The following is a 12707-nucleotide window of genomic DNA, read 5'->3' as shown; positions in this document are numbered from 1 at the left end:
TATAATTGTGCCTTATGCATATTGACTGGTTTGACGTAAGTTGATTTTTACGCCTAATGACGAATGGCTTTGCTACATTAGTTTTAACTGACAGTACCGACAATCCAGTTCGGTACTACTTTATCTGGCTTATATACAGGTTTAAAGAATATGAGTGATTGGTCTATTAATGATGCCCGCACCGGGTACAACGTTAATTATTGGAGTCAGGGACTTTATGGGATTAGTGACAGTGGAGAAGTAACCGTATCTCCCGATCCCTCTCACCCTGAATACAGTATAGGGCTAAATGAACTTGCCAAAGATATGGTCAAGTCTGGTGTTGCCTTGCCAGTGCTGCTTAGGTTCCCTCAGATCTTACATCATAGGGTAAACAGCGTTTGTCAGGCGTTCAACCAAGCAATACAGAAGTATCAATATCAAGCCGATTACCTCTTGGTCTATCCGATTAAGGTCAATCAGCAGCAAACCGTTGTCGAAGAGATCCTGGCCAGCCAGGTTTCTAAAGAAGTGCCACAATTGGGACTCGAAGCGGGCAGCAAGCCAGAGTTGATGGCTGTACTTGCCATGGCTCAGAAGGCCAGTTCAGTGATCATCTGTAACGGTTATAAAGATGTCGAGTATATTCGTCTGGCTTTAATCGGTGAAAAACTGGGTCATAAAGTTTATATCGTTTTAGAAAAGCTATCTGAACTTAAGATCATTTTGGAAGAAGCTCAAAAGCTTGGTGTGACGCCCAGATTAGGTTGTCGGGTACGTCTTGCATTTCAGGGGAAGGGCAAGTGGCAAGCCAGTGGTGGAGAGAAGTCTAAATTTGGCCTTTCGGCTTCCCAGGTACTTACTGTTATCGATTCATTGAAACGAGAGCAGATGCTGGATTCCTTGCAGTTACTACATTTTCATCTTGGTTCTCAAATTGCTAATATTCGGGATATTCGCCAGGGTGTGAGTGAAGCTGGCCGCTTCTATTGTGAGCTTCAGAAGCTTGGGGCTAATGTTAAGTGCTTCGATGTTGGTGGTGGCCTTGCCGTCGATTACGACGGTACTCGTAGCCAAAGTTCTAACTCAATGAACTACGGATTAACCGAGTACGCTAATAATATTGTGAGTGTACTTACCGATCTTTGTAATGAATATCAGGAGCCGATGCCAAGAATTATCTCGGAGTCGGGGCGTTTCCTTACGGCACATCATGCCGTGTTGATCACAGATGTCATAGGCACCGAAGCGTATAAACCAGAAGTTATTCAGCCGCCTGAAACCGATGCGCCACAGCTGCTGCACAATATGTGGCAGTCTTGGAGCGAAGTGAGTGGCAGAGCCGACCAACGAGCATTGATTGAGATCTATCATGATTGTCAGAGCGATCTGACCGAGGTGCATTCGCTATTTGCCTTAGGCCAAATGAGTCTTTCCGAGAGAGCATGGGCGGAGCAGGTTAATCTCAGGGTTTGTCATGAGCTTCGTGATGTGATGAGCCCTAAGTACCGCTTCCACAGGCCTATTATCGATGAGTTAAATGAGAAACTGGCCGATAAGTTTTTTGTTAACTTCTCGCTGTTTCAGTCTCTGCCGGATGCTTGGGGAATCGATCAAGTGTTTCCTATCATGCCGCTTTCCGGCCTGGATAAGGCACCTGAGCGCCGTGCGGTTATGTTAGATATCACCTGTGACTCAGATGGTACAATCGATCAATATGTCGACGGTCAGGGAATTGAAACCACAATACCTGTACCGACCTGGAGTGCAGAGAGTCCCTATTTAATAGGCTTTTTCCTTGTGGGGGCGTATCAGGAGATCTTGGGCGATATGCATAACCTGTTCGGAGACACCAACTCGGCAGTCGTACGTCTCGATGACGATGGTAGAACCAATATTGAATCTGTTCTGGCCGGGGACACGGTGGCGGACGTTCTTAGGTATGTGAACCTCGATGCTGTTTCATTTATGCGTACCTATGAAGAGTTGGTCAATAAGCATATTCAAGAAGCTGAGAGAGCGAATATACTCGAAGAGTTACAGCTAGGGTTGAAAGGTTATACTTATCTGGAAGACTTCTCATAAGGTAATTAGAGCAGGCTTATAATGAGCCTGCGACTGGGTAACTCAATTGTATGTTTTTTGAAGGTTCAGAAAAAAAAATTGAAGTGGTCGTATCCTCTACGGCCCCCTCTCTACGCCAAATGGGCGATAGCTTTTGGGCTGGGGTAGTCGCAAGTGCAAATGCTGAAATTCTTTCAAAGATGTCTAATGCTTATTGTGACGCTTACATTTTAAGTGAGTCCAGCCTGTTTGTCTGGGACCATAAGTTTCTGATGCTAACCTGTGGAACGACAACGCTTGCCGATGCAGTACTCATGTTTGTCGATAAGCTAGGTGAAAGCGCGATAGCCTCTGCCAGTTATCAGCGAAAGAGTGAGTCTCTTTCTCACCTTCAAGCGAGCAGTTTCGAATGTGACCTGTCGCGGCTGAGAGAAAAGATCGCCGGAAGTGCATATCGTGTCGGCCACTTAGATACACATCATCACTATATTTTTTGTACCGATTCGAAAGCGCAATGGCGTTCTCCTCAGAATAGTTGTGAGTTGCTGATGTATCACATCAAGGGTGACGTAGCCGAATACCTGAGAAGTGATAAGCAGTCGAGCAGGGGGATCAGGGATATGCTCAGGCTCGAGTGTCTGTTTCCGGATTTCGTATTTGATGATCATATTTTCGACCCCTTCGGATATTCAATTAATGGTCTGTGGAATGAGAAATATATGACCATACATATCACCCCTCAGGAAAAGGGCTCTTATGTGAGTATCGAAACAAACTTGCACTTTTCTCAAGGCTCGTTCAATATATTCGCCGACCTGTTAAATATATTAAACCCCCGAAGCTGGGATATCATAGGTTTCAATACCGAAATATCCGCGGAAGGTTTTCCCGCTTGTATATCGGTGGCGAGTTGTTCACTACCGTTAACCGCAAGTGATACCGTTTATTTCAATCAATATCATCAGCAGAGTAATGAAGTGCTGATCCCTGAATCTTTGTAATAATGATTCTTTTTAATTTCTGGAGCTTTTATGACCACAATTGCAGATAAACCTGATTACTCTCTCTATTCCAATGCATTTGGTTATCTAAGACAGCCTTTAGACTTTAATCCTATTCAAAGCGATGCAGATGTCGTGATTTTAGGCCTGCCCTTCGATATGGCAACCACTGGGCGCTCTGGCGGACGCATGGGACCCGGTGCGATTCGTCAAGCCTCGATCAATCTAGCATGGGAAGAAACGCGTTGGCCTTGGGACTTTAAGCTTAGTGAGCGCTTGAAAGTTGTTGATGCAGGCGATCTGGTTTATGACTGTGGTGATGCTGCCGACTTTACTCAGCGTGTCGAAGACTTCGCTACGGCGATTCTTGATTCAGGCAAAGCCTTGTTAAGTTTTGGCGGCGATCACTTCGTGACCTTGCCACTGCTCAGAGCTCACTATAAAAAGCATGGCAAGATGGCACTGCTTCATTTCGACGCACATACCGATACCTATAGCCAGGGAAGCAAGTACGATCATGGCACCATGTTCTATCATGCACCGAATGAAGGGATCATAGCGCCTGAAAATTCACTACAAATTGGTATTCGAACCGAATACAATCATGACGACCATAAGTTTAAGGTTATCGATGCCGCTGCTGCTAACGATATGACCGCCGATGAGATCGTGACTCAGATCAAACAGAGGGTAGGGGATATGCCACTCTACGTGACCTTCGATATCGACTGTCTGGATCCCGCCTATGCACCGGGAACCGGAACCCCCGTATGTGGCGGACTCACCAGCGATAAGGCGATGAAAATTATCCGTGGACTGAGTGGTATGAACGTTGTGGGTATGGATGTAGTAGAAGTTGCACCTGCCTACGATAGTGCCGAGATCACCGCGCTCGCCGGTGCGACCCTGGGTCTTGAGTTACTGCATGTGTGGTGCGACGCTAATAAGTAAAAATAATTAAAGATGATCTGTTATGCATCATCTTTTATCGAATCAAGAGTAGGAACAATCAGAAATGTCAAAGCTGAGTGATATCAGACGCGAGTATACGCTGGGAGGGCTTCATAAGGAGGACCTGCCTGCCGATCCAATAGATCTGTTTTCCAAATGGATGGAAGAAGCTCGCGATTCAGAGCTACTCAGCGATCCGACTGCCATGTCGGTAGCAACGGTAGATGAAGATGGCCAACCCTTTCAGAGAATCGTGTTACTTAAACGATTCGATAAAGACGGGTTTGTTTTTTTCACTAACCTTGAGAGCCGTAAGTCTCAACATATAGAGGTAAATTCAAAGGTCAGTCTACTCTTTCCTTGGCATTCACTGGAGCGTCAGGTTGCTATCACAGGTGAAGCTGAGCCTCTGTCGACTGCCGAGGTGATGAAGTACTTTATTACCAGACCCAAAGAGAGCCAGATTGCTGCCTGGGTTTCTAAACAATCCAGTAAAATATCAGCAAGGCAGGCGCTCGAAACTAAGTTTGCTGAGATGAAGGCGAAATTCAGCCAAGGTGAGGTACCATTGCCCAAATTTTGGGGCGGCTATATTGTTAAGCCCTCCAGTATTGAGTTCTGGCAAGGTGGTGAGCATAGATTACATGATCGTTTTCTTTATTCAAAAGAACATTCCAGTTGGGATATAAGCCGTCTCGCCCCCTAGGTTTTCATTGTTTGTATAAATATTGAGGGATATAAAGCGTATCCCTCACTCCCTTCATCACGATACATTTACAAATTCTCATTTTCATTCTTATACTTGTTACTGTGTGAATTTTATTCGCTCAACATCATAATTAATTACTAAGACCGCTAAGGGGAGAATATGAGAACTTCAATTATAGGGTTATTGCTATTGTCATTTGGCTTTATGGCATCGGCTGAACCTTGGTCCATCGATAATGACAGCTCAAATATCAGTTTCATTTCAATTAAGAAAGTCGATGTTGCCGAGATTAATCATTTCAAGACTTTTTCCGGTCAATTAACCGAACAGGGGCATTTTACCTTAACTATCGAACTTGCCAGTGTTTGGACCAATGTAGATATACGTGATAGTCGCTTAAAAGATATTCTTTTCGAAGTTGGCGCATTTCCTAAGCTGACACTGAACGCGACCGTGGATATGGCTAAGCTCGCAAATATTAAGGTAGGTGACACTGGAGTGATGGAGATCGCAGCCGATATAAATCTGCATGGTAAAATGCAAACAAAGACACTCTTTGTCACAGTTGCTAAACTTAGCGAACAGCGTTTGTTGGTTTCGAGTACACAACCGACTATTGTTAATGCAGCGCAATACGGGCTGTCATCAGGGATCGATAAATTGAGAGATATCGCAGGTCTCACATCAATTAGCAAGTCTGTACCAGTCTCATTTATTTTGAATTTAAGTCGTTAAGCCCAAAGTACAAAGTAAAATCGAGACTCTAGCTAAAAACTGTTTCATAATGCCAAAAAAGTGTCTTTTAAACTGGATAATGAGCATAGTATCTACCATGCTCTAACTGAGTACATGAATAGGGTCGAAGATGGTTACCGATAAAGATGGATATATGCATCTCATTCAATTCCTCACAGAGCATTTAGGGCTTTTTGAGGGAAAAGAAGCCGCTGGTGTGTCTGATGATACTGTAATGGAGCTATTTGAAGAGCAGCTTTCTGCACAGATCATTATGGTGTGTGGGCAAAATCCATCGCTAACCTTTGCTCAACGTAATCAAGTTATTCGTGAGATCGATGCCATCGTCTATGATCTCGAAGAGATCCTGGCGAGCGTCGCGAACCGTAAAGCTACCCCCAAACAAACGATTTTTATCACTGAATTTTCTGGTCTGATCAAAAACCTGTTCGATCAGGAGATCTCTAAAATTCTTATTGCCGAGTAACTCGCTGTTTACTTTATAATTGCTTACATATTTTTACATGCGATAACTTGTGTCATATAGAGAAGACACCTAATGTTGGATGAGATTCACATTAGGAGTACTCACTTGACTATGTGGAAATATTCTTTCGAGCAACAACATTTTTTTGTCTATTTTGCCTTACTGGTATTTTGGGCTCTGGTGCACGTCTTTAGCCGCAACGCCTTTGGTTTGGGGTGGGGCTTCTTTCCATTTGTGATCACTTTGCCCTTTATTCCATTTATACTTGTCTGGTTAGGCGTACAATTTTCACGACACCTCAAGCATTATCAAGAGGGGATATGTAGAAGCCTTCATGTATTTCATTGCTTCTGTACGGCTACTCTTTTTAGTTTGTTTGTATTTCATTTTGTGTACTGATTTATAAATTTTCACCCTTAGCAGATGCAAGGAGTGCGCGATGCTTAAATTATTAAATGGCTTTGATCATGATACGGTCGCTATCAGGGCGACAGGTGTGGTCACCGGCGAAGATTATGACGAACACTTATTGCCTGTCATCGAAGCGAAGTTGAAAGACCATGCAAGCATTAAACTTTGGTACGAATTTGATGAAGCCTTTGAGGGGATATCTGTCGAAACTCTATGGGATGATGCCAAACTTGGTCTGTTTCATCTGACCGATTTTTATCGGGTGGCGTTTATTACAGACAGTCGCTTGGTCGCCGGGATGGCGAATGCATTAGCCTATATGATCCCCTGTCCGGTTAAGGTCTTCGAGCGAAGTGAAGCTGGAGTTGCGCTACAGTGGATGAAAGAGTCTGAGACGAGTGATTCAGTCTGAGTCTGTACATATTAATCTCATTAAATAGGATCAAATGAAAGCCTTGTAGCTTGAGTTAAATCTTTTTCGTAAATTTTGTAGTGAATTGTAAATGTTAGTTAAGTGTCGGCCTGGTGCCGACATTTTTATGTAGATACAGTATTATATCAATCGGTATTAATCCCATGTAAAACTGGCCAGTATCTAGTTTTAAGTCGATCTGTATTGTGTTTAGATATTGTATCAATCGGTTTTAGACAAATGTCGTTAAATATCAGTTCATTCAGCGTGAGTTCAAGTCTCTGAAGGCGAGGGTGATAGTATATTCAATGAAACTGGTAATAATTATTAGGAATTAGGAATGCTGAGAAAAATTGGCTTTTGTATGTTACTCGCTTCAAGTACCTGTTGGGCCGGAGATAAAGCAATTATTGGTTCATCTGAGTTGATGTCGGTCGAACAGACCGGATTAAGTTATGAGGCCAGAATAGACACGGGTGCGGTGAATACCTCTCTTCATGCTTTCGATTTGGAGATAGAAGGGGGCAGTGAAAAGAATATGAAAGATAATGTGGGGAAAACCTTGTTTTTCACCACAGAGAATGAAGATGGCGAACAGAAACGTCTGAAGGCTAAGATTGTGAAAACCTCGACCGTGAGTAACTCTCAGGGAAGGGAGACTCGTTATATGGTTGACCTTAATGTGGGTTTCCAGGGCAAGGAGAGAAAAGTCAGGGTTAACCTGAGGGATAGAAACCATATGGATTATAAGTTACTCATAGGCCGGAATTGGCTTAAAGGGAAATACATAGTCGATGTGTCAGAAAAGAAAGTAATAGGGCCTGTTGCGCCGATTAATATTCTCGAGTCTGGACTTACTTTTGAAACCCGTATTGACACCGGGGCTGTCGAGAACTCACTCCATGCCGTCGATCTTAAGGTGGAGAACGGTGAGCCGGATATGGAGAAGAATATTGGCAAACGCTTGAGCTTTACGACCGAAAATGAGAAAGGGGAGTCTCATCGGGTCAATGCGATGATCGTTGAAACCTCATTGATCCGCAATGCTCAGGGGAGCGAAATACGCTATATGGTCGAGTTGACTGTGGGCCAGCCGGGACAAGAGTATAAAGTAAAGGTTAACCTTAAAGATCGCAGTAAGATGAGTTATAAACTTCTTATCGGACGAAATTGGTTACAGGGCCATTATATGGTCGATGTCTCGCTCTAGTTAATACCAATCGGTATAAGAGCAATAAAAAAAGGTGCTATAAGCACCTTTTTTCTTACCGACAATTAATGATTAATTGCACTGTAGCTTCATTATCGTTTAATTGGGAGAGTACATATCACCCGGGTAAATTGGTTCAGTGTCGATTCGACTTCTAATGAGCCGCTGAGTTCTGATCCTACCCAAGCATCTAAACTTGGCAGCGTGCCTGAATAGGCATTTGTCCCCAGTTGTGAATTCAGCCCCGCCAGTTTGTCCTCCGAGATACCCAGGCCATTATCTTCTATTGTGATGATTAGGTTATCATTCCGCTGCTCGACTTCTATCGATATCTGTTTGAGTTTTTGCCGACCGGAGAATGCATGAGAAAGACAGTTATTGATTAAGGAGTAAAATATCAGTAACAGATCCCATGAAGAGCGATTGATGCTAAGTTTGCTATCACAAACTACCTTGACCTGTATCTCCTGCTCTGTGAGTTGTGGCTCCATAACCACTAGAAAATGAGATAGATAGTGCGACAGGTTAATTGATTTAATTGCCATGTCCTTACTCACAATCAGGTGTTGGAAATGGCGTAATTTATCGGTATGTTCCGTTAAGCGGCCGACGATCTCATCATAATTATCCTGACTGAGCCCCGCCTTATAGTTACAGATGAGGGATAATAACTGGTCTTGCTCTTGGGTGTGTTGCTTTATCAGGGTTGCGAATAGTTGTGGGAATAATTCATGGTTTTTAACCTCTACACGCTGCAAATTATTGAGCTTATCTATGGTTAATTCGAGTTCGTTTGTCCTCTCTTGTTGCTGTTGGCTCTCTTGTTTACTCATCAATAGCTGATGTGAATATTTTGCCAGTGCTAAATTGAGCGATTCGTTCTTGTCATGTAACTCTTGACTGATGATTTTTTGCGAGCCGATCTCAAACGCCATGCTGCCTATGGAAGTCATGGTGCCATCATCATCCTTAATCGGGAACTTAGTGACTTGATAAACGATTTCACCTTGCACCGAAGGGATAGGCTGTTCGAAGCTCTGTGGACTCTGTGTCTTTAAGGTGATGTTATCGTGTTTCAAAATTAACTCGGCAATATGAGCCGGAAAAATCTGACTGTCCTTGGTACCTATAATGCTGTGACGTTCAATTCCGATAACTTCGCAAAATCTGTCATTGACTAAGATATAAGAGCCATCGATATCTTTGATACTGATGAGGTTCTGTGATGAATTCAGCAGCGAATTAAGCTGTTTCTTTCGCAGTTTTAACTCTGTTTGAGCGATTCTTTGAACGGTCAGCTGCTCCTCTAGGGCTAAATTACTTGCATCGAGACTGGCGAAAGCCACCTCCAGTTGATGACTTCGAGAGATAAACGCTCTGGCTAATTGACCCAACTCATCTTTGCTGATGGTGGCTTCTAACTCTAATTTTGCTATCTGGTTTCCCTGCAGGGCATTAACCATCCTGGAAATGGGCCTGATGAACAGCTTATGTTGAAGAATAAACAGTAAAATCAGCGCTGCCAACTGCATGAGTAGCAGGTAGATCCCCATTCTGGCGGCAATGATATTGGCTTTATCATTCATTGAAGAGAGTGGTGTGACGAGTACAATTCTCCAAAAGGTCTTTGGCATCATGAAGATGGACACTAATGTTGGTTCGCCCAGAATAGGATCATGGCCTAGCTCGAAAGAGGCGACTAAGGAGGTCGATTTTGGTTTACCTTTCGCATTGAGATTGATAAGTGCGGCAAGTTTTTCTCTTTGGGAGAAATGGGTGGTGTCCATCAAGTCGGCAAGCTGAAATTGATTATAGGCAGGGTTCTCCTGTGACTCTTCAATCAACTGCCCGTCCAGTTCAATCAACCTTTCGTTTATGGGTTCAAACACTGGATTATTGGCAGTGAAGCCCGCAAAGGGTTTAAAGAAAGCGCGTTCATCAAAAATCTTGTTTCTATCATCTTGTTTAGGGGCCGCCAGTACTCTGTTGCTATGATCGAGAGCAAACATATAACCTTGGTTATCATTCATCGATTGATGAAAAAAGTGGCCTAACCCCGATAGCGTAACATCGACCGTAGAGACGCCTACAAATTGATGCTCAACCCACATAGGCACAGACGCTGTTAACATGGCCTGATTGGTGAAGGGGTCGATATAGGTTTCAGACCAGAATGTGGTGCCGCTGGGAAAGAAACGGGTGGGTTTGTACCAGCTCTCTGAATGATATCCGGGCCCATTGAGACGGTTATAGTCATCGACACGTTCCAGTTCAAGGGCCTTGTTTCTGGCCCAGAAAAGACTATCGAGTTTTTTAGTTTCATCGAAGCTGCCCGGTTCCGGCCAGATCCCGCCACCGGAGATCAGATCATATTTTCCATTCTTGTCCAGCAGTGCAGGAATGGATTTCAAGAGTACTTGACTGTCATGGGCATATATCTCACCTAAAGAGGCCATAGAGACTGCGAGACTTTCTATCTTCGATGTGGTTTGTTGCAGCTTTGCAACTATGGCTAAGCCTTGGTTCTGGCTTAAAGTGATCTGGGCCTGTAGCTGGTGGCTTTTCTCTATGGTAAAGAGTATCCATACACTGGATATGATGATCAGCGAGGCGATAATAATTTGAATAAAAGAAAACTTGACCGGTAAACTGTCGCTCCAATGCAGAGCCTGTATGTTAGGTTTACTGATCTTGGAGTTGCCCATATATCTTTTCAATCCTCTTATGGCATCAGATTAAACGCTAACACTTAGGTGTAACCCGGGTATTAAAGGTTAGCTTGCCGGCTGTTGCATTGAAGCGAATAACACGAACAGTTTATCACTGGTGCCTGATTAAACTGTTCGTGATTTCCCCGTATCTGCCTCTTGTAATTTTGACTAGATCTTCAATCCAACAAGCAGTTCATCTAACTGCTCGGCTGTTGCATGTAGCTCGTCACAACCAGAAACCGATTCATTTGCAGATTGTTCTACATTGTGTGATTGATTGCGGATCTCCATCAGGTTAGAGGCTATTTCATTAGCAACCGATGATTGCTCTTCGGCAGAGGTTGCAATGAGCACGCTCATCTCCATAACTTTTGAGCTGTGATGTGCAATCGCCTTAAGATCCTCGCCCGTATCCAGTACATGCTTTTTACCATCATCGGCTTTATCGACGGTGCGCTTCATTACCTGAGTCAGGTTCTGAGCACCGGATTGAAGTGCTTCAATCATGGATTTGATCTCGACCGTCGCGGACTGAGTTCGTCCCGCTAGGGTTCTGACCTCATCGGCAACGACGGCAAAGCCACGGCCTTGCTCACCCGCTCTTGCTGCTTCAATCGCGGCGTTCAAAGCCAATAAATTGGTTTGTTCGGAGATGGCATTAATGGTCGTCACAACCTCGTCGATCTTGGCCGCATTCTCATTGAGATCATGGACGGCGCTTGAGGCATTGGCTATCTCATCGGATAAACCGCCGATAGCGACAACGGTAGTCTCGATGTCTCTGGAACCGGCATCGACCTGGCTATTGGCTTCCTGGGTCTCGCTTGATGACTGTTCGGCATTGCGGGCAACCTCAATCACGGCAGCAGTCATCTCCTCCATCGCGGTGGCTAGTGAGTCCAGATGCTGACGTTGATTTGCCGCCAATGACTGGCCTTCCTGAGCATTTTGTCTGAATGACTGCACCACTTGACGGATCTGTGTACTCGCCTGAGTGATCTGCTTAACCAGGTTATGCTGTCTCTCGACCAGAGTATCAATACTGATAGCCAGCAAACTAAACTCATCTTTAACTTCAAAGAAGTTGAGACGACTGGTGAGATCGCCGTCGGCGGCTCGTTTAAGGGCCATCACACTGGTGTAGAGTGCGCCTCCGACAAATGTAGAGATGTAGTAACCCGCAATTAAGATGATCACAATCATGGATGCGACGGACATAACAATAGATAACCAATGGCTGTTATCTTCGATTGTCTCGAGAGGTGCGACTGCTGAGGTCGTAACTAATTGGTTGTTACTGACTTTACTCACCGACAGCAGACCGGAACTTGTCTCCTGAGTACCGCCGCCTTGCTGTGCGAGACGTTCGCTCTTGCCGACTAGATCACTGACCAGTTTAATATTAGCAACCCGGTTAACTCTTTTCAGATACTCTGCACGCTGTGACTCAGGAATAAAGTCATAACTGATATCAACAACTGAATTTACGCTTTGAGCCTGAGCCAGATTTGCCTTGTTATGAGTCTCAAGCAACTCAGATTCAAATTGGCTGTTAAGCACCAATGCAAGGCCTATCAAGGTGAAGATGGGAACGATAGCTAAAATAGCAAATTTGGTTTTCAGGGTCATATGGATAAGGTATTGATCTATCCAGCGGAATTTTACTTCTTTCATAAGGCTCTCTCTGTGTGATCTTAATTATTATTTATTTATCGATGGCGCAACCATGGATAGTCTTTAGGCGTAATAATGGTAAGTTTTGCTTAGAATTTGCGCATTGACGCTTGTTTTTATGCTTAATTATAAGATACAGAATAGATGTTACATTGCTCTATTACCGATCGCGAGCAAAACCGCAACCTTCTGCTAATTAATTTATAACAAGTTGTCGTTCAAAAAATGTCGCCTAAAGCCTAAAGATCTCACTAAAATAGGGGTTTAACAGATAAAACAGTTAATTTACGCTGGTCAAAAGGGCGGATGTCACGTAAAATTCGTGTCTTTTTCTATTTTCATAAAGAAAAATAGCTAGTACTA

The 12707-nt window shown here is 43.9% G+C and carries 10 protein-coding genes; 8 read left to right on the top strand and 2 right to left on the bottom strand.

Annotated elements, in window-relative coordinates; translation table 11 throughout:
• Positions 1 to 150 precede the first annotated feature (150 nt).
• From speA to EKG39_RS11370, 8 genes are all read left to right on the top strand, one after another.
• Entirely contained in the window at positions 151 to 2064 is a 1914-nt protein-coding gene (speA, locus tag EKG39_RS11410) for a biosynthetic arginine decarboxylase (protein ID WP_126505881.1), read from the top strand.
• Positions 2065 to 2114: 50 nt separating this feature from the next.
• Positions 2115 to 3044: an adenosylmethionine decarboxylase gene (locus EKG39_RS11405; protein ID WP_126505880.1), complete on the top strand. Its 930-nt coding sequence runs from the start codon at positions 2115 to 2117 to the stop codon at positions 3042 to 3044.
• A gap of 30 nt (positions 3045 to 3074) precedes the next feature.
• A complete protein-coding gene (gene speB / locus EKG39_RS11400) occupies positions 3075 to 3995 on the top strand; it encodes an agmatinase (protein WP_126505879.1) in 921 nt (306 codons plus the stop codon).
• A 64-nt stretch (positions 3996 to 4059) separates the two neighbouring features.
• Positions 4060 to 4701: a pyridoxamine 5'-phosphate oxidase gene (gene pdxH / locus EKG39_RS11395; RefSeq protein ID WP_126505878.1), complete on the top strand. Its 642-nt coding sequence runs from the start codon at positions 4060 to 4062 to the stop codon at positions 4699 to 4701.
• Between the two features lie 162 nt (positions 4702 to 4863).
• Positions 4864 to 5439, top strand: coding sequence for a YceI family protein (locus tag EKG39_RS11390; protein WP_126505877.1), 576 nt, complete (start codon positions 4864 to 4866; stop codon positions 5437 to 5439).
• A 130-nt stretch (positions 5440 to 5569) separates the two neighbouring features.
• The gene (locus EKG39_RS11385; protein WP_126505876.1) at positions 5570 to 5926 is read left to right on the top strand and encodes a DUF3802 family protein; all 357 of its coding nucleotides are present in this window, start codon (positions 5570 to 5572) and stop codon (positions 5924 to 5926) included.
• 439 nt (positions 5927 to 6365) lie between these two features.
• Positions 6366 to 6749 carry a SpoIIAA family protein gene (locus EKG39_RS11375; protein WP_126505875.1) on the top strand — a complete coding sequence of 128 codons (384 nt, stop codon included), beginning with the start codon at positions 6366 to 6368 and terminating at the stop codon, positions 6747 to 6749.
• Between the two features lie 340 nt (positions 6750 to 7089).
• Positions 7090 to 7959 (top strand): putative ATP-dependent zinc protease, encoded by an 870-nt coding sequence (locus EKG39_RS11370; protein ID WP_126505874.1) that lies wholly within the window; start codon positions 7090 to 7092, stop codon positions 7957 to 7959.
• Positions 7960 to 8051: 92 nt separating this feature from the next.
• On the opposite strand, the gene EKG39_RS11365 is transcribed toward EKG39_RS11370, so the two are convergent.
• Both EKG39_RS11365 and EKG39_RS11360 read right to left on the bottom strand, forming a co-directional pair.
• Entirely contained in the window at positions 8052 to 10664 is a 2613-nt protein-coding gene (locus tag EKG39_RS11365; protein ID WP_126505873.1) for a PDC sensor domain-containing protein, read from the bottom strand.
• A gap of 174 nt (positions 10665 to 10838) precedes the next feature.
• Positions 10839 to 12344: a methyl-accepting chemotaxis protein gene (locus EKG39_RS11360; protein ID WP_126505872.1), complete on the bottom strand. Its 1506-nt coding sequence runs from the start codon at positions 12342 to 12344 to the stop codon at positions 10839 to 10841.
• Between the last annotated feature and the right edge of the window lie 363 nt (positions 12345 to 12707).

The organism is Shewanella atlantica, assembly GCF_003966265.1.
Lineage (GTDB): Bacteria > Pseudomonadota > Gammaproteobacteria > Enterobacterales > Shewanellaceae > Shewanella > Shewanella atlantica.
Note: the sequence above shows the minus strand (reverse complement) of the source record. Positions and strands in the feature narration are given on the sequence as shown.

Coding starts and splice junctions, on each gene's coding strand:
- speA (WP_126505881.1), top strand. CDS start 151: ATGAGTGATTGGTCTATTAATGATGCCCGCACCGGGTACAACGTTAAT.
- EKG39_RS11405 (WP_126505880.1), top strand. CDS start 2,115: ATGTTTTTTGAAGGTTCAGAAAAAAAAATTGAAGTGGTCGTATCCTCT.
- speB (WP_126505879.1), top strand. CDS start 3,075: ATGACCACAATTGCAGATAAACCTGATTACTCTCTCTATTCCAATGCA.
- pdxH (WP_126505878.1), top strand. CDS start 4,060: ATGTCAAAGCTGAGTGATATCAGACGCGAGTATACGCTGGGAGGGCTT.
- EKG39_RS11390 (WP_126505877.1), top strand. CDS start 4,864: ATGAGAACTTCAATTATAGGGTTATTGCTATTGTCATTTGGCTTTATG.
- EKG39_RS11385 (WP_126505876.1), top strand. CDS start 5,570: ATGGTTACCGATAAAGATGGATATATGCATCTCATTCAATTCCTCACA.
- EKG39_RS11375 (WP_126505875.1), top strand. CDS start 6,366: ATGCTTAAATTATTAAATGGCTTTGATCATGATACGGTCGCTATCAGG.
- EKG39_RS11370 (WP_126505874.1), top strand. CDS start 7,090: ATGCTGAGAAAAATTGGCTTTTGTATGTTACTCGCTTCAAGTACCTGT.
- EKG39_RS11365 (WP_126505873.1), bottom strand. CDS start 10,664: ATGGGCAACTCCAAGATCAGTAAACCTAACATACAGGCTCTGCATTGG.
- EKG39_RS11360 (WP_126505872.1), bottom strand. CDS start 12,344: ATGAAAGAAGTAAAATTCCGCTGGATAGATCAATACCTTATCCATATG.